This is a genomic window from Streptococcus sanguinis, assembly GCF_050222175.1.
Taxonomy (GTDB): domain Bacteria; phylum Bacillota; class Bacilli; order Lactobacillales; family Streptococcaceae; genus Streptococcus; species Streptococcus sanguinis_M.
The window spans coordinates 1,188,667-1,207,017 of the sequence record NZ_CP071420.1 but is presented as its reverse complement, the minus strand read 5'-3'; the positions used below and the strand labels follow the sequence as shown (position 1 = coordinate 1,207,017).

Sequence of the window (18,351 nt, the reverse complement as noted above, 5' to 3'; positions counted from 1 at the left end):
GGACTTATGATCCATTCTTTTTAGTTTGTAAGGTAATTAAGCGCTAGCACCTGAAGTTGCATCAGCTCCTCCGTCTCCATGACCTCCATCGCCTCCAGCATCAGAAGCACCAGAAGTAGCGTCTGCGTCTCCATGACCTCCGGCAGGAGCAAATGGTCCGCTGCCTCCAACCAAACGTTGGCCAGTCTCTTTTAAGTACCAGTCGAGCCATGGTTGGAAATTAAAGACGATTTCATTGATACCTGCGTATGATCCGTCTGGATAGTACATAGCTTGGTAGTTGTGGGTATTGATAACGCCTGCAGGTGAACCTGGGACGATTGTACGTACGTATTCTTGGTTTCCGTTGCGAAGTGTTCCGATAACCCACTCTACATTCTTCATCCGAGCTGGTGGAAGAGAACCATGAACGGTTGACATGCGGCTACCTGATTGAGGTGGCACACGTTTGGCAAACATGGTGTCTGGATCTTGGTGGGCGTTGTTGTAGTAAAGGAACTGGTTGTTATCGTCAGCGTATGTCAATTCAAATGGCATAGCTTTTAAGAACATATCAATTTGATTAACAGTCAAGATACCATGGTCCAGTTTGACATAAGTATCACCTGAAACAGCGCCAGTGATTGCTGCGACTTTTTCTACCCATTCTGGATCATCTGGATCAACTTCCGTAATTGTCGTAGCGATTGGTTTTCCGCAGTCTAAGTCTTCAGGTTCAATTGGTTTTGGTTTTTTCAATTTTGAAACGACCTCTACATATTTGATAAAATTATCTAAGCATGTTTCAAGGAAATTCACAGTTCCTTCGTTGGTGATATTGCCATCATTGTCAAAAGCTTCTTTGGCTTTGCCCAGCAAGAACTCATTGCCTGGAAGGGTGTAAGCATTGACACCAGGTGCGTCTAGGATTTTACGCAGGTGAACTTGAGCGCGAGATGTTCCTTGGTCGTAGTAAGAAGCACCAACAATCATGACAGGCTTGTTTTCGAAAGGATGAACCTCGTAAGAGAGCCATTCTAAGACACTCTTCAAAGGAGCGCTGATAGTATGATTGTGCTCAGGGGTTGCGATGATGACACCGTCTGCACGTGTGATTTTGTTATACAAATAACGCAACTGGAAACTTTCATCCCATTTTTCATCCTGGTTAAACATTGGGACTTCATCGATTTCTAAGACTTCCAATTCAAATTTAATTTTGAACTGACGACGGATGAATTCCAATAATTTTCGGTTATATGATTGTTCGTAGTTTGATCCTACAATTCCAACAAATTTCATTCTTTCAGTCTCCTATCTTACAATTTTTCCCAGTTAAATTCTTCAGCATCTTTGCGAAGCAATTCTTGTGCGTTGCGCAATTTTTCAGTGATTTTGACAAAGATACGGAAGTCATCAAAGATAGCATCCAATTTTTTGACAACGTCAAGATCTACCAAGTCTCCGCTTTGATCAAAAGCTTGAAGAGAATGTGAAAGCAAGAACTCATCTGGAAGAACAGTTGCCTTGATTTCTGGAGCGTTCAAAATTTGACGGAGCTGCAATTGGGCACGAGAGGAGCCAAGTGTACCATAAGAAGCACCAGTGATCATGACAGGTTTGTTCAGCAGTGGATAAATACCATAAGAAAGCCAAGCCAGAGCATTCATGAGCACAGCTGGGATAGAATGGTCGTATTCAGGTGTGCCGATAAGTACGCCATCCGCAGCATCGATTTTTTCGGCAATTTCTGATACCAACTCAGGGACATTTCTGTCAGCAGGTTTATTAAACATTGGGATATCTTTAATCTCTACTAGCTCGATTTCAGCCTTGTCAGCGAAGTGCTTAGACATATATTGAAGAAGTTGCCGGTTTGTAGAACGGTTAGAATTTGTTCCAACAATTGCAATAAGTTTTAACATAAAATTTCCTTTCTGAAATGAAGATACAAATCCCTCGTAGGTGCATTTATTTTTCTTAAGGCAAGTAAAAACCTGAAGAAAAAGAGGGTGTTTTTAAATGGGCATGTTTATAAAAGCTAGAGCGATAGAGTTACCGCTTAGTGTGGCAGCAAATTTATCACTTTTGAATTAAGAAGCAGGAATTATCTGCTCTAAAAGGCCTGAGCTGAAGAAGAGCTGACTGTCTTGGGTGATAATCAAGGCTTCAATCCCTGCTTGCTCTTCAATCTGGGACAGAATCGATGTCGGACTTTCGCCAAATAAACGAGTTGTCCAGATTTCGCCATCTACGGACTTGTCTGAAACAATGGTCAGACTAGCCAATTGATTTTCGATAGGATAGCCTGTTTTGCGGTCCAGAATGTGATGGTAGTTTTGCCCTTCAACTCTAAGGGTTCGCTCGTAGATTCCTGATGTGACCACTGATTGATTAGTGACAGCTAAGATAGCTGAGTGCTTGCCACGAGGCTGCTTGGGATTTTGGATGCCAATTCGCCAGGCGCGCTGGCTGACTGCATTTTGCCCAATCGTCAGAACATTGCCACCGAGATTGATAAGAGCAGAAGTCACTCCCTGACTCAGAAAATAGTCCTTAATTTTATCAGCGATATAGCCTTTAGCCAAAGCGCCTAGATCCAGCTTCATACCTTTCTTAGCCAAAAAGACACTACGGTCTTCTGGATTCAGTGCAAGCAAGTTTGGGTCAGTCAGGCTCAGAACTTGCTGAATCTCCTCTGTACTTGGGAGCCGGGCGTCTGAAAATCCTATCCGCCAAGTCTGGACTAGAGGGCCGATTGTGATATTTAAGTGGCTGCCTTTTGCTAAGCTGTGATATTTTCCCAGCTCAATCAGCTCAAAAAGCTCTGGATGAACTGAGACGCTTTTAACTCCTGCCAAATGGTTGATAGTCATAAGTTCAGAGTCTTCATCATTGGCACTGAAGCGATTTTTATAGACATGAAGCAGTTGGACCACCTCATCTAAGAGTATTTCCGCTCGCTCATGATAGAGAGAGATGCAAATTGTACTCCCCATCAAATGAAGCGAGCGAGAAGCGAAGTCCACATTATCACAACCTTTCTAAAATTAACCTCTCTGACCTTATTATATCAAAAAGATACCGGTTTCACAATCTTAAAATTGTTATATTTTCAGAAAATTAACTTTCGCACAAAGCTGTATTTTCGAAGCGATGAGACAGCGGTAGTATAGCTTTTTAGGCTGTATAAGAATTTTTGAAAATTTCGAGCAAATTTCTTGTAAACGCTCACAGGAGATGATATACTTGTCTAGTAAATTATAAATTAAGGTAGGACTATTCTTATGAGTAAAATCGTTGTAGTTGGTGCAAACCACGCAGGTACAGCGTGTATTAATACAATGTTGGATAATTATGGTGCAGAAAATGAAGTAGTTATTTTTGACCAAAACTCAAACATTTCATTCTTGGCATGCGGAATGGCCCTTTGGATTGGACAGCAAATCAGCAAGCCAGATGGACTTTTTTATGCAGATAAAGAAACTTTTGAAGCAAAAGGCGCAAAAGTTTATATGAATTCACCAGTTGAGTCAATTGATTATGATGCGAAAAAAGTTACAGCTATTGTAGACGGTAAAGAGCATGTAGAGTCATATGATAAATTGATTTTGGCAACAGGTTCTCAGCCAATTCTGCCTCCGATTAAAGGTGCTGAGCTGGATCCTAACAGCCGCGAATTTAAGTCAACTTTAGAAAATCTGCAGTTCGTAAAATTGTATCAAAATGCTGCAGATGTTATCGAAAAATTGCAAGACAAGAGCAAACATATCGAACGTGTGGCAGTAGTAGGTGCTGGTTATATTGGGGTTGAGTTGGCAGAAGCCTTCAAACGTCTTGGTAAAGAAGTGATTCTGATTGATGTTGTGGATACTTGCTTGGCAGGTTACTATGACCACGACTTGTCTGATATGATGCGTAAAAACCTTGAAGACAATGGTGTTCAATTAGCCTTCGGTCAAACTGTTCAGGCTATTGAGGGTGAAAGCAAGGTAGAACGCATTGTAACAGATAAGGCTAGCTATGATGTAGATATGGTTGTCTTAGCAGTTGGCTTCCGTCCAAACACTGGTCTTGGTGCCGGCAAGCTGGAAACATTCCGCAATGGTGCTTTCTTGGTAGATAAGAAGCAAGAAACTAGCATCAAAGATGTTTATGCAATTGGTGATTGTGCGACTGTTTACGATAACTCTATCAATGATATAAATTACATTGCTTTGGCTTCTAACGCCCTGCGCTCTGGTATCGTAGCAGCTCATAATGCTTGCGGTCATGAATTGGAGTCTAACGGTGTTCAAGGTTCTAACGGTATTGAAATCTTTGGTCTGAAGATGGTTTCAACTGGTCTGACTGAAGAAAAGGCTAAACGCTTTGGTTACAGCCCAGCTGTAGTTGAGTTTAAAGATACTCAAAAGCCAACTTTCCTTGAAAAGGTTGAGCATCATGATGTTACAATTAAGATTGTTTATGATAAGGACACGCGTGTAGTTCTTGGAGCTCAGATGGTTTCTAGAGAAGATATGTCTATGGGGATTCACATGTTCTCATTGGCCATTCAGGAAAAGGTTACAATTGATAAATTGGCCTTGTTGGATCTCTTCTTCCTGCCACACTTCAACAAACCATACAACTACATTACTCAAGCAGCTTTGCGCGCTAAATAAGAAAATAATTAAGTCTGGGGCGATTCCCGGACTTTTTTGTGTAGAGTCTTTAAAAAGAAAACTGAAATAAGAAATTTATATTTCATCTGTTTATCAGGCTTGCTTTGTGCTAGAATATTGGTAAAGTAACTATTTAGAGGAGATTGGGAATGGCAAAAGAAGCTAGCTCACGTGAGGACGACATCAAGAGAGAATTTAATTTCGCAACTCATTCAATTATTTCCCAGGTTTTGCGTGGTGTCTTAGTTGGGATTTTTGCTGGACTGGTAGTGGGCGTTTTTCGCTTTCTGATTGAAAAAATTTTTCATTTAGTACAGGATGTCTACCATAGGAGTCAGCAGTCTTTGCTTTGTTTACTGGCTTTAGTATTACTTTATGCTTTCATTGTTTTGCTCAATGCTCACTTGGTAAAGTCAGAGAAAAATATCAAGGGGTCAGGGATTCCGCAGGTTGAAGCAGAGCTGAAAGGTCTGATGTCGCTTTCTTGGTGGAGTGTTCTCTGGAAGAAGTTTGTATTGGGGATTTTAGCCATTTCCAGCGGTCTGATGCTGGGGCGAGAAGGACCAAGTATTCAGCTAGGCGCTATGAGCGGCAAAGGCGTCTCTAAATTTCTGAATCTGAGTGCTGCTGAGGAGAGAGCGCTCATTGCAAGCGGTGCGGCGGCAGGCTTAGCAGCAGCTTTTAATGCACCAATCGCAGGTCTGCTATTCGTAGTAGAAGAAGTTTACCGTCATTTTTCACGCTTTTTTTGGGTTTCTACGCTGGCGGCCAGTCTGGTTGCTAACTTTGTCTCGCTCTCCATGTTTGGCTTAACACCAGTACTGGACATGCCGGATAATATCCCAATCATGAGACTGGAGCAGTATTGGATTTACTTAGTCATGGGCTTGCTGCTGGGCTTGTCAGGCTATATTTATGAAAAAGTCATTTTGAACATTCAGCTAGTTTATCAGTTTTTAGGACGAATATTTAGGATTTCAGAAGCTTATTATCCTATTTTAGCCTTTGCTTTGATTCTTCCAATTGGCTATTTCTTACCTCACTTGCTGGGCGGGGGCAATCAGTTGATTTTATCTTTGACCGCTAGTCATTATACTGTGGGAACCTTGCTCTTATTTTTTATTCTGCGTTTTGTTTGGAGCATGTTGAGTTACGGAAGCGGGCTGCCAGGTGGTATTTTTCTGCCTATCCTTGCTCTGGGTTCACTTCTGGGCGGAGCAATGGGGGCAGTCTGTCTGCAGCTGGGTTTGATTTCTCAGGAGCAATTTCCGATTTTCGTTATTCTGGGCATGAGTGGCTACTTTGGAGCTATTTCCAAGGCTCCACTGACAGCTATGATTCTGGTCACAGAGATGGTTGGGGACATTCGTAATCTTATGCCTCTGGGAATGGTCACTCTGACTGCTTACATTATCATGGATTTGCTAAAAGGAGCGCCAGTCTATGAAGCCATGCTGGAAAAAATGTTGCCAGACAGTATCGAGGACCAGGGAGATACGACTTTAATTGAAATCCCTGTTTCTGAAAAAATTGCAGGTCGGCAGGTGCATGAACTGAACTTGCCTGATGGGGTCTTGATTACCATGAATGTCCACAAGGGAAAGACTCAAACGCTCAATGGCAGCACGCGCCTCTATCTGGGAGATACGATTTACTTGGTCCTGAAAAAGACGGAAATCGGAAAAGTCAAAGAAGAGCTGCTTTAGCTGTCTAAATATATAGTTTTTGATTAAATTGTCAGACAATTTCTTGAAATATGAGAAAAAAACTGGTATAATTTACAGGAAATAATCTCTATCTAGGAGAGAAAACAAAGGAGTCACCATGAAAAAACTTGGCATCGTCCTATTTTCAACGGCAATTTTACTGACTGGCTGTGCAGCCAACAATTCTTCAAATAAGACTGACTCAAGCAGTCAAGCATCTAGCAGTCAAACGGCTGTCAATCAGAAAGAATTGGACAAGGCGACAGCAGATTACAAATCTTTTGTCCAAGGACAAATCGATCAGCTCCTGACAGATACGGAGAAATTTCGTGACACCCTTAAAGAAGGCAAGCTTGATGAGGCTAAAAAGCAATATCCGCTTATTCGTATGGCCTACGAGCGCTCGGAACCGATTGCTGAGAGCTTTGGTGAATCAGATGTTAAAATTGACTTCCGCTTAGTCGACTATGTGGATGAAAACAAGACTGAAGAAGGCTGGTCTGGTTTCCACCGCATCGAAAAAATCATGTGGGAGCAAAATACGACCAAGGGAACGGAAAGCTATGCCGATCAGCTGGTCAATGATATTAAGGAGCTAAAAGCTAAAATCGCAACAGTTGAAGTGACGCCGGATATGATGCTGACAGGCGCTGTTGACTTGCTCAATGAAGTAGCGACCAGCAAGATTACAGGTGAGGAAGAAGTTTTCTCTCATACAGATCTCTATGATTTCCGTGCGAATATTGAAGGAGCAGAAAAGATTTTTGAGCTCTTCAAGCCATTGATTCAGGACAAGGACGAGAAACTTGTTAAGACTTTGGAACTTGAGTTTAAAAACGTCAATAGTCTCCTAGACAAGCACATGACCGACTCTGAAAACTACAAGCTCTATACAGAATTGACAAAAGAAGACACCAAGGAGCTGGCAGAAGCTGTAACAAAACTGGGTGAGCCTCTTTCACAAATGGGAGTCATTCTAGACGGGAAGTAATCATATGACAAACGACGAAAAATGGTTTAATAAAAAGATGGATCGTCGTGAATTTCTTAAAAAAGCAGGGATTGGAGGCGCTGGTCTTGCACTGGGTGTCTCTGGTGCATCTGCTTTTTTCGCTAATCAGGCGAAGGAAGATAAGAAATTCGCTGACGGTGAGGAAGAAATCAGCTTCTATGGGGAGCATCAGGCGGGTATCACAACTCCCATGCAGAAGAATATCTACTTCGTTGTGTTGGATTTGCATACGACAGTTAGGGAGACCATTATCCAGCTCTTCAAGGACTGGACAGCCTATAGCGAGAAGCTGGTAGATGGAGAATTGGTCAAAAAAGATAATTCAAATGCACTTTTGCCGCCAACGGATACTGGAGAAACTGTCGGTCTCAACCCTTATCGACTGACCTTGACCTTTGGTGTCTCAGCCTCTTTTCTGAAAAAAATGGGCTTGTCAGACAAACGACTGAAGGCTTTTCGAGATTTACCTCCTTTTCCAAAGGAGCAGCTCAAAGAAAAATACTCGGGTGGCGATATTGTCATCCAGGCCTGCGCAGATGATGAGCAAGTAGCCTTTCATGCGGTCCGCAATCTGGTCCGCAAGGGCAGAAATGCTATCACTATGAAGTGGAGTCAGTCAGGCTTTGCAGCTATCGGAGACCGGATGTCAACGCCTCGTAATCTCTTTGGATTTAAGGATGGCACGGCCAATGTGACCAAGGAAAAAGATTTTGAAAAGGTCATTTGGTGCGACAGCAAGGACTGGATGCAGGGTGGCTCTTACATGGCTGTCCGCCGGATCCAGATGTTCCTTGAGACCTGGGACCGGACCAATCTCCAGGAGCAGGAAAATACTTTTGGCCGCTATAAGGAAAGCGGAGCGCCTTTTGGCAAGAAAGACGAGTTTGACGAAGTTGACTTGGACTTGCTGCCAGAGGATTCACATGTCCGTTTGGCCAAGGAGGTTGATAAGCCTATATATCGTCGATCTTATTCTTACTCGGATGGGATTGATGAAAGTACAGGTCAGTTCGACACAGGCTTGCTCTTTCTTTCCTTCCAGAAAGATCCAGATAGCTTTGTCAAGGTTCAGACCAATCTAGGCGCTCAAGATAAGATGAATGAATACGTCACACATGTCGGCAGTGGCTTGTTTGCTTGCTTTGGTGGAGTGAAAAAAGGAGAGTACCTTGGTCAAAAATTATTTGAATAAAAGCCTCTTGATATTGGGGCTCTTGCTGATCTTTTTGGCTAAGCCGGTTTTAGCGGACGAGAGCTACAGCAGTTTATTTGTCAAAATTACTGATGCCAGCACTGCCGTCAAGCAGAAGGATCAGGAAAAAGCCAAGCAGTTAGTCGGAGAAATCAAGACTGACTTTGAAAAGGTGGCTAATCACGACTCAGCAGCGGGACAAGAAGTTAGCAAGGCACTAGACTTATCGGGTCAGGTGACGGAGGAGAAGCTGACACAGATCTCTTCGGCCCTCTTGAAATTTGAGAAAGAGCAGAATCCAGTCGACTTAGAGGCCGAGAAAAAGAAGCTTCTCAGTAAGCTAGAGCCAAAATTTGAAAATCTACAAAAGGCCATTAGCGCTAAGGATTTAGAAGAGACACGAGAAGCATACAAGAAGATGAATAGCACCTGGACTACCAATGAAAGCGTGGTGCGAGACAACAGCACAGCCCATTACGGCAAGGTGGAAACAGCCATTTCATTCCTGCGCAGCGCCATCGAGACGGAGCCTACTGACTTTGATATGATTCAGTCTTCTTTTGATGATTTGAAAACCGCCATTGATCATTTTGTCAAAGGCGAGAAAGTCCAAGAAGCTGCTGGCAATCTGACGCTGAAAGATGGGATTAAGCTGCTAGAGGAGGCTTTGAGTCTCTTCCAAAGCGGAGATGATAAAAAGGCCGCTGCTAAGATGAAAGAGTTCATCACCATTTGGCCAACGATAGAAGGAGATGTCAGTGTCAATAATCCTTCGCTTTATACCAAGGTAGAGAGTCAGACGCCTGTTATTATGGTCAAGGGTAGCGAAGAGAAGTATCAAAAGCAGCTAGAATCCTTGATTAGTGAGCTGTCACAGATTGACACAACAGCTTCTTATCATTTTTTTGATGCTATGCTGATTTTGCTGCGTGAGGGTGTAGAAGCGCTCTTGATTGTCATGACTTTGATAACGACTCTGAAAGCCTCTAAGATGAAAAAAGGACTCAAATGGGTTTATGCCGGCGCAGCGAGTGGAGTTCTAGCCAGTGCTGTGATTGCAGCTTTGCTGCAGTTTCTTTTTCCAGCAGTTGCTTCTGGATCCAATCGTGAGATTATCGAGGGTGCAGTGGGTATTTTCGCTGTCGCCATGATGATACTAGTTGGTATCTGGCTGCACAGCAAAGCATCTATCGAGAAATGGAATGACTTTATGGAAAGCCAAATGAAGGCTGTAACAGCCACAGGCAGTTTTCTTTCCATGTTTGCTCTTAGCTTTCTGGCAGTTTTCCGTGAAGGGGCTGAGACCATCCTCTTTTATGCAGGAATTCTGCCGCGCATCACTATGACTGATTTCCTTTTGGGAATCGTCTTGGCTGTTCTGGTCTTGGTCTTGCTGGCCTTTATCATGAGCAAGGCGTCTGGTCTTCTCAAGCCACACAGCATTTTCTTCTGGCTGACCTGGCTCATCTATGCCTTGGCCTTTAAAATGCTGGGTGTCAGCATCCATGCCCTTCAGCTGACCAATATCCTACCGACTCACCTAATCAATGGCTTTGTGACTGTCGACTGGATGGGGATTTATCCAAGCCTAGAAGTGGTAGTTAGTCAGGCGCTCTTTATCCTGCTGGTGGTCTATGTTAGCTGGAAAAATCAGAAAAGCGAGCAGCGGCATGGATAAAAAAGAGCAGACTATTATTGAGCATTTGACAGAGTTCAGACGGCGTTTTCTAGCGGTATTGGCTTGTTTCTTCTTGGTTTTTCTGGTTAGCTTACTTTTTTCGGCCGATATTTACCGATGGCTGACTAGTAATTTTGAGCAGAAGCTGCTGGTGCTGGGGCCGGATGATATCCTTTGGATTTATATCAGTCTGGCTAGTCTGGTCGCTTTTTCCATGACCTTGCCATTTTTGGTTTATCAGGTCTGGGAGTTTATCCGACCGGCTTTGCGAGCTAATGAAGCACGAGCCGTTTTCGCTTATATCCCGGCTACCTTTCTCTGTTTTGTTCTGGGGCTGACTTTCGGCTTTTACTTTGTGACTCCAGCTATTTTGCAGGTTTTGCTGTCGCTGGGTGAGGGCCTCTTTGAGACACGACTGACAGCGCAGAATTATCTTAGTTTCGTCTTTCATACCACTATTCCGATTGCTTGCCTTTTTGAGTTGCCGGTTCTGGTGTCCTTTTTGACTTCTATCGGTTTGCTCAATCCGAAATTTTTGGTAAAATATAGACGATACGCTTACTTTATTTTGCTGGTTTTAGCAGTTATCCTGACACCGGCCGACTTTATCAGCGATCTGTCTATGACAGTGCCTCTGATTTTGCTCTATGAAGTCAGCATCTTGCTCAGTCGCATCATTTATCAAAGAAAATCAACAAGGAGAAATTAATGGGACTTTTAAAAGACATCGGAGTACCTGGGGTAATCATTATTGTTCTGGGAGCCCTGCTCATTTTCGGACCAAAGCGCCTGCCCGAACTGGGGCAATCTATCGGTAAAATGTTTTCAGAATTCAAAAAAGCAGTCAATCATGCTGGAGAAGAAGACAAGACCGAGAATAAAAATGAAAAAGAGTAAACGAAAAGCACGGATAGCCGTGTTTTTCTGCTAGAATTAAGATGGCTTGTGAAAAGGAGGATAAATGAAAAAATTGGAAGAACGCATTTTCCAAGATGGCCAAGTCTTAGGTGAAAATATCTTGAAAGTTGACTCTTTTCTGACCCATCAGGTTGATTTTTCATTGATGAAAGAAATTGGCCAAGTCTTTGCGGAGGCGGTAAAGGATGCAGGAATTACCAAGGTTGTGACCATTGAGGCTTCTGGTATTGCTCCAGCTGTCTACACAGCTGAAGCTTTGGGTGTTCCGATTATTTTTGCTAAAAAGTCTAAGAACATCACCATGACAGAAGGGATTTTGACGGCTGAAGTTTATTCTTTTACCAAGCAAGTGACTTCGACCGTTTCGATTGCTGGGAAATTTCTCAACTCTGACGATAAAGTGCTGATTGTTGACGATTTCTTGGCTAATGGTCAGGCCGCCAAGGGATTGATTACCATTATCGAGCAAGCAGGAGCACAGGTTGAAGCAGTTGGCATTGTCATTGAAAAATCGTTTCAGGATGGCCGTCAACTTTTGGAAACTGCTGGCTATCGTGTCCTTTCTTTGGCGCGTATCGCAGGTTTTGAGAAGGGGCAAGTTGTCTTTACTGAAGCAGATATATGATTTCCTTTTCCTTTTGACTATCTGTCTGGCTTATAGTATAGTAAAGATAGTTGATATTCTAAAAATCTAAGCTCATTGATTTTACTTGGGTAGAAAAAGTTTTTGAGGAATTTCTATGCACCAAACTCATAATTTACAGCAGCGGATGCGGCTCTTTATTTCTATTTTTTTGCCAATTTTGATTTACCAACTGGCCAATTTTTCAGCCTCTTTTGTCGATACGACCATGACTGGCCAGTATGACACCCTGCATCTGGCTGGTGTTTCCATGGCAACTAGTCTTTGGATTCCATTTTTCGACCTGCTGATAGGGATTGTGTCGGCCTTGGTACCCATAATCGGGCATCATTTAGGTCAGGGGAAAAAAGAAAAGATTGCTTCTGATTTTTATCAGTTTATTTATCTTTCTTTAGGGCTATCGCTAATTTTATTTGCCTTGGTATTTGTGGGCGCTCCTCTGGTTTTGGCCCATCTTGGCCTAGAACCTTTGGTAGAAGAAGTGGCTAATAACTATCTTTGGTATCTGGCGCTTGGTATTATTCCTCTTTTGCTCTTTAGCACCATCCGTTCTCTGTTTGATGCTCTAGGCTTGACCAAGCTTTCCATGTATCTCATGCTCTTACTTTTACCTTTGAATGGCACTTTTAATTATGCTCTAATCTACGGAGCATTTGGTTTCCCAGAAATGGGCGGAGCTGGAGCTGGACTTGGGACCTCTTTGGCTTATTGGGTTTTGCTCTTCATATCCTTGTTGGTAGCAGTTAAACATCCAAAAATCCGAGTCTATGAGCTGTGGAAGATTCGACCGCTAGATAAAAAGGGCTTAATCGAAGGCATTCGACTTGGTCTGCCTATCGGAGGAACGTTTTTTGCTGAAGTTGTGATTTTCTCGGTTGTTGGCCTGGTCATGGCTAAGTTTTCGTCTCTAATTATTGCCAGCCATCAGGCGGCCATGAATTTTTCAAACTTAATGTATGCCTTTCCTATGAGTATTTCAACCTCAATGTCCATCATCGTTTCTTATGAAATTGGAGCTAATCGTCCTGACGATGTTAAGAAATTCTGTAAACTTGGGCGGCTGACGGCCTTGGGAATTGCTGGATTTACCTTCCTCTTTCTCTATATCTTACGCGACCGTGTGGCTGCTCTCTATGGTTCGGATACCGAGTTTATCCGTATGACATCTGTTTTTCTGACCTACAGCCTCTTTTTCCAGTTGGCAGATACTTTTGCGGCTCCTTTGCAGGGCATTCTTCGGGGCTATAAGGATACTCAGGTGCCATTTTACTTGGGTTTGATTGCTTATTGGGGAGTTTCGCTGCCTCTGGGGCTCTTCTTAGATCACTATACTAGTTTAGGCCCTTATGGATATTGGATTGGTCTCATTGCCAGCTTGGTGATGAGCGGCATTCTCTTTCAGTGGCGGCTTAATCGTTTAGCTAAAACTATCATAACTTAAAGAGCGCTGGCTTGTTCTTTTAGGATAAGCTGGTGTTATTTTTTTCACAAACTTTTATTAAAATTAGATTAAAACAGTAAAACGCTTACATATTTTCTAGTATATTGATTGTGAAAATGATATAATAGACATAAGATTATCAAGTCAAGTTTTTGTTAAAATAGGTTAATTTTTAAAATATTGTTTGCAGTTGTCTTTGGTTTTCAGAAGAAAAGCGAGGGAACTATATGACCGAACACTATACCCATCTTTTGCAAGAAGTACTAAATGCTGCAAAGGAATTAGCTATTCAAAAACACAATTATCAAGTGGACATTCCGCATGTCTGGACAGTTTTGACCCAGCCCCAGGCTTTTGCCTTGGAATTCTATACCGGTTTGGACCTTGATATTAATGAATTTATCAGAGTCATCAATCAGGAACTAGCCAAGATTCCTGTATTTTCACATACCGACACGAACCGATTTGGACGTCAGTATAGCCAGCGTCTCAAGAATCTTTTGGATGATGCAGAGGCTGAGAGGACGGAACTAAGAGATGAGGTGGTAACAGTAGAACACCTGATTCTCAGTCTATTTCACCAGCAGCGAAATCCGATAACTGTCTTTTTAAAGCAGGCTGGGATTGATAAGGAATTAGTTGCTAAAAAGTTGAATAAGGTTCGCCAAGGCAAACGAGCAGTCTTTTCCAGTCAGGAGAGTCGCTATCAAGCCCTGAGCAAATATGCAACTAACTTTAATCAGTGGTTGGCAGACCAGACCGGTAGGAAGGTGATAGGCTGCCAAGAGGAAATCAACGATATTATCCGTGTTCTTTCCAGAAAAGAGAAGAGTAATGCCATCCTCATAGGCTTTCCAGGTGTTGGGAAATCTAAAGTAATGGAGGGATTTGTTGGCAGACTGCTTGCTGATGATGTTCCGGAACATTTACTGGGCAAGGAAGTTTTTAAGTTAAATCTAGGCGGACTGATTGCCGGGACTAAATATAGAGGAGAGTTTGAAGAGCGCTTCAAGGCTGTTTTGGATGAGGTGCTGGCTGCTAAGGGGAAGATTATACTTTATATTGAGGATATTCATCAAATCGTGACAGCAGGTCGGACAGAGGGCTCTCTTGATGCAGGCAATCTTTTAAAGCCGCTCTTGGCTCAGGGACAGATTAATATCATCGGAACCACAACTTTTGCTGCCTATCGAGAAAGCTTCGAGCTAGATCAAGCTTTGGAGGGGCGTTTCCAGCGCATTCGTATTGAGGAGCCTGATCAAGATAAAGCATTGACAATTCTGCAAGGACTGCGAGAGAATTATCAGGACTTTCACGGAGTTAGGCTGACGGACGAAGCCTTGCTGGTAGCAATCAGTCTTTCAATTCGTTATCTATCAGATCGTTATTTGCCTGATAAAGCACTGGACTTGATTGATGAGGCGTGTGCTGTCAAGAAAATCCAGCTAGCTCAAGGGGAAACTGAACGACCGGACGTCAGTCGTGAAGATATAGCCAGTATCGTAGAGCGTATAACAGGAATCAAAGTGCAGGGAATCATGGACAATGAGCGCGAACACCTGTTAAATCTAGACAAGCTCTTGCGCCAGAGAATTGTAGGGCAAGACCAGGCTGTTCAAAAGGTTTCGGAGGCCATTTTACGCTCAAGAGCAGGAATTCAAAATCCAAAGCGTCCTATTGGTTCATTCCTCTTTCTGGGGCCAACTGGAGTCGGGAAGACTGCTCTGGCTAAAGCCCTCGCTGAGCGGCTGTTTGGCAATGAGCTGGAAATGGTCCGACTGGATATGTCTGAATACATGGAAAAACATGCCGTTGCTCGTTTAGTTGGTCCGCCACCAGGCTACGTAGGATTTGAAGAGGGAGGACAGCTGACAGAAGCTGTTCGTAGGAGGCTTTATTCGATTGTCTTGCTGGATGAGATTGAGAAAGCCCATCCGGATGTATTCAACACTCTGCTGCAAGTATTGGACGAAGGACGCTTGACAGACTCTAAAGGGCGTACTATCGACTTTAAAAATACTATTTTGATTATGACAAGCAATATTGGCTCCCAGCAGATTTTGGAAAGTCTCAAAAGTGAACAGGGACTGACTGCTGAAACGCAGGAAGAAGTTCTGTCCTTGCTGCAACATAGCTTTAGACCAGAGTTTTTAAATCGGATTGATGAGACGGTTATTTTCAATCCTCTAAGAGCAGAAGACATGATTAATATCGTAAAAATCATGGTTCGGCAACTTCAGGAAAGGTTGAAACATCAGAAGATTCAGCTTCATCTGAGCGAAGATGTTTATGCATTTTTAGCCCAGCAGGACTACCAACCGGAATTTGGTGCTCGTCCTATTCAAAGAAGCATTATGCGCTATCTAGAAACGCCTTTGGCTCGTTATTTGGTCGAAAATAAGGAAACAACTGAAATGACAGTTCAAGTCGGTTTGAAGGATGGGCAACTGGAGTTTAATTATTTGATATAAGCTTCTTCCAAAAAGTAAGCGCTTACTATGTGTAGACGAAAAAAATGAAGAAAGGAGGTTTATCTTTTTCAGAGCAGACTGTATCTTAAGATTTCGAGATGAGTCTTAGATATATGAATAAATAATAAGATGCTTTTTGTATCTATAGCCGACAGCAATCATTTTGATTGTTGGAGCACCCTTTGCATTTTATGAAAGGAGGCCTGTTTTGTCTGTTTATGATGTTTTGATTATCGGTGCTGGACCGGGTGGTTATGTAGCTGCTGAAGAAGCAGCTCGTTTGGGTAAGAAGGTGGCCGTAGTAGAAAAGAAGTCTATCGGCGGAACCTGCCTGAATGTGGGATGTATACCGTCTAAGGCTTATCTCCAGCACGGTCATTGGTTGCTGACAATGGAAGATGCCAGACGTTATGGTATTGAGAGCAAGCTTGAAAGGATTGATTTTGAGAAATTGGTAGACCGAAAGAATCAAGTTGTTGCCAGTTTGCAATCTGGAATTCATGCTAGCTTTAAGTCTTTAGGCATTGAGTATATAGAAGGTCAGGCCAAGTTTGTCAAAGACCGAACCTTCTCCGTCAATGGTAAAGAAATCAGTGGTAAAGATGTTATTTTGGCTACTGGCAGTTATCCTTTTGTGCCTCCTATTAAGGGGTTGAAACAGGTTGACTATCTAACGACGGATACGTTTTTTGACTTGAGGGAGCTTCCTGAGAAGTTGGTCATTATCGGGGGTGGCGTTATCGCAATTGAGCTAGCTTTTGCTATGGCTCCTCTGGGTGTTGCTGTCACTGTTATTGAGGTTGCGCCAGAAATTCTTTTGACCGAAGAAGCAGAAGCGCGACATGTGATTCAAAAGAAACTAAAGAAAATGGGGGTGATGATTTATCAGGGGGCGCAGATAAAGGAAGTAACTGGTAATTCTGTCTTGCTTGAGAACGAGCAGGTTGCTTTCGACCATCTTTTAGTCGCTACTGGCCGCAAACCAAACCTAGAGCTAGCCAAGGATATGGGATTAGCCTTGACAGATCGGAATTTTGTCAAGGTAGATCAATACTATGAGACATCAAAAGAGCATGTGTATGCTATCGGTGATCTTTTGGAATCTTATATGCTGGCTCACGTAGCTAGTGCAGAAGGAATAAAGGCTGTAAGAGCTATCTGCCGGAGAGCTGAAGAAGCAGTTGATCCGCTGGGTGTTCCCCGTTCACTCTACACCAATCCTGAAGTGGCTTCTTTTGGTCTCAGCAAGGAAGAGGCTGAGAAGGCGGGCTATGATGTTCTGGTCGAGCAGCTGCCTTTCTCTTATAATGGGCGGGCTATCGCTATAGGTGAGACGGAGGGCTATGTCAAGCTAATCTCAGAAAAGCAATACCATCTTCTACTAGGTGCTGTCATCGTCGGTCCGAACGGTACAGATCTTCTGCAGAATTTGATTTTGCTGAGGCAGGCTGAAGCAACGCTGGATCAAGTTCTTGAAACGGTTTTTGCTCATCCGACCACATCAGAACTAATACAAGAAGTCGCAAAAAGACTCGTTCAGGACGATTAATGAGGAGGTAAAAATATGTCAAATTATAAAGATTTACCACAACGATTGACCAAAACAAGAAACCAAAGTGCTGTATCAGAGCTAGTCGATTTAAAAGTCCATGATGCTACCGAAGTTGAGGTGGAGCAGATTTCCAAAGAAAAAGCTAAGACCATGTATAAAACCATGTGGGATATCCGAAATTTTGAGGAAAATACACGGCGTTTCTTTGCTGCAGGACAGATTCCTGGCTTTGTTCACCTTTATGCTGGAGAGGAAGCGATTGCTACTGGTGTCTGTGCCAATCTGACAGACCAGGACTATATTACCAGTACTCACCGGGGACACGGTCACTGTGTTGCTAAGGGCGGTGATTTAAAGGGAATGATGGCAGAAATTTTTGGCAAGGAGACTGGGCTTGGAAAAGGAAAAGGCGGATCTATGCACATCGCTGACTTGGACAAGGGAATCCTCGGTGCCAATGGTATGGTTGGTGGAGGCTTTGGTCTAGCTACCGGTGCAGCAATGCGCAACAAGTACTTGAAAACCGACAGTGTAGCTGTCTGCTTCTTCGGTGATGGTGCGGCCAATGAAGGGAATTTCCACGAATGTCTCAATATGGCATCAATTTGGAAACTGCCAGTTATCTTTGTCAATGAAAACAACTTCTTTGCAGAATCAACACCGCAATGGTATTCTTCAGCGTCTGGCACCATTGCTGAGAGAGCGGCTGCTTATAATATGCCCGGCGTTCGGGTTAATGGTAAGGATTTATTCGCTGTCTACCAAGTAGCCAAGGAAGCTGTAGAGCGGGCTCGTAGAGGTGAAGGGCCTACCTTAATTGAAGCTGTAACATATCGCGATCATGGTCACTTTGAAGGGGATGAGCAGAGATACAAGGCTCTGGAAGGTGAAGAAAAAGACTGGGCAGATGTGGATGCTTTGGACGTCTTCCGCGACTACGCTATCGAGCATGGCCTCTTGACTGAAGAGGAACTTGATGCCATCTTAGAAGAGTCCCGAAAGGATGTAGAAGAAGCTATCAAATTTGCTCAAGACAGTCCTATTCCTCGTTCTGAGTCTCTGTTGGAAGATGTATTTGCTGATTGATAGAAGGAG

At 43.2% G+C, this 18,351-nt stretch carries 15 protein-coding genes; 12 read left to right on the top strand and 3 right to left on the bottom strand.

Annotated elements, in window-relative coordinates; all coding sequences use genetic code 11:
- Window positions 1-36: 36 nt before the first annotated feature.
- The 3 genes from J1C91_RS06110 to J1C91_RS06100 form a co-directional block, all read right to left on the bottom strand.
- The gene (locus tag J1C91_RS06110) at window positions 37-1,281 is read right to left on the bottom strand and encodes an NAD(P)H-dependent oxidoreductase (protein ID WP_002904464.1); all 1,245 of its coding nucleotides are present in this window, start codon (window positions 1,279-1,281) and stop codon (window positions 37-39) included.
- 17 nt (window positions 1,282-1,298) lie between these two features.
- Window positions 1,299-1,904 (bottom strand): NADPH-dependent FMN reductase, encoded by a 606-nt coding sequence (locus J1C91_RS06105; RefSeq protein ID WP_002906610.1) that lies wholly within the window; start codon window positions 1,902-1,904, stop codon window positions 1,299-1,301.
- Window positions 1,905-2,072: 168 nt separating this feature from the next.
- On the bottom strand, window positions 2,073-3,008 hold the full coding sequence (locus J1C91_RS06100; RefSeq protein ID WP_002906608.1) for an FAD:protein FMN transferase: 936 nt from the start codon (window positions 3,006-3,008) through the stop codon (window positions 2,073-2,075).
- A gap of 258 nt (window positions 3,009-3,266) precedes the next feature.
- Between J1C91_RS06100 and nox the strand changes: the two genes are divergently transcribed.
- The 12 genes from nox (at window position 3,267) to J1C91_RS06040 (ending at window position 18,342) form a co-directional block, all read left to right on the top strand.
- Entirely contained in the window at window positions 3,267-4,643 is a 1,377-nt protein-coding gene (gene nox, locus J1C91_RS06095) for a H2O-forming NADH oxidase (RefSeq protein ID WP_125438717.1), read from the top strand.
- A 149-nt stretch (window positions 4,644-4,792) separates the two neighbouring features.
- Complete coding sequence (locus J1C91_RS06090) at window positions 4,793-6,349, top strand: ClC family H(+)/Cl(-) exchange transporter (protein WP_125438715.1); 1,557 nt, start codon at window positions 4,793-4,795, stop codon at window positions 6,347-6,349.
- A gap of 118 nt (window positions 6,350-6,467) precedes the next feature.
- Window positions 6,468-7,340: an iron uptake system protein EfeO gene (efeO, locus tag J1C91_RS06085; protein ID WP_125438713.1), complete on the top strand. Its 873-nt coding sequence runs from the start codon at window positions 6,468-6,470 to the stop codon at window positions 7,338-7,340.
- A 4-nt stretch (window positions 7,341-7,344) separates the two neighbouring features.
- Window positions 7,345-8,553 (top strand): iron uptake transporter deferrochelatase/peroxidase subunit, encoded by a 1,209-nt coding sequence (gene efeB / locus J1C91_RS06080; RefSeq protein ID WP_125438711.1) that lies wholly within the window; start codon window positions 7,345-7,347, stop codon window positions 8,551-8,553.
- Window positions 8,531-10,231, top strand: coding sequence for an FTR1 family iron permease (locus tag J1C91_RS06075; protein ID WP_125438709.1), 1,701 nt, complete (start codon window positions 8,531-8,533; stop codon window positions 10,229-10,231). The genes efeB and J1C91_RS06075 overlap by 23 nt, the downstream gene beginning before the upstream one ends.
- Entirely contained in the window at window positions 10,224-10,940 is a 717-nt protein-coding gene (tatC, locus tag J1C91_RS06070; RefSeq protein ID WP_032912455.1) for a twin-arginine translocase subunit TatC, read from the top strand. The genes J1C91_RS06075 and tatC overlap by 8 nt, the downstream gene beginning before the upstream one ends.
- Entirely contained in the window at window positions 10,940-11,128 is a 189-nt protein-coding gene (locus J1C91_RS06065) for a twin-arginine translocase TatA/TatE family subunit (RefSeq protein WP_002897604.1), read from the top strand. Before tatC ends, J1C91_RS06065 begins: the two co-directional genes overlap by 1 nt.
- Window positions 11,129-11,192: 64 nt before the next feature.
- Window positions 11,193-11,774 (top strand): xanthine phosphoribosyltransferase, encoded by a 582-nt coding sequence (locus J1C91_RS06060; protein WP_002909770.1) that lies wholly within the window; start codon window positions 11,193-11,195, stop codon window positions 11,772-11,774.
- Between the two features lie 115 nt (window positions 11,775-11,889).
- Window positions 11,890-13,233 (top strand): MATE family efflux transporter, encoded by a 1,344-nt coding sequence (locus J1C91_RS06055; protein ID WP_002909769.1) that lies wholly within the window; start codon window positions 11,890-11,892, stop codon window positions 13,231-13,233.
- 227 nt (window positions 13,234-13,460) lie between these two features.
- Window positions 13,461-15,704, top strand: a complete 2,244-nt coding sequence (locus tag J1C91_RS06050; RefSeq protein ID WP_002909768.1) for an ATP-dependent Clp protease ATP-binding subunit — start codon at window positions 13,461-13,463, stop codon at window positions 15,702-15,704.
- A gap of 208 nt (window positions 15,705-15,912) precedes the next feature.
- On the top strand, window positions 15,913-17,253 hold the full coding sequence (gene lpdA / locus J1C91_RS06045; RefSeq protein WP_125438707.1) for a dihydrolipoyl dehydrogenase: 1,341 nt from the start codon (window positions 15,913-15,915) through the stop codon (window positions 17,251-17,253).
- A gap of 15 nt (window positions 17,254-17,268) precedes the next feature.
- Window positions 17,269-18,342, top strand: coding sequence for a thiamine pyrophosphate-dependent dehydrogenase E1 component subunit alpha (locus J1C91_RS06040; protein ID WP_125438705.1), 1,074 nt, complete (start codon window positions 17,269-17,271; stop codon window positions 18,340-18,342).
- The last annotated feature ends 9 nt before the right edge of the window (window positions 18,343-18,351 follow it).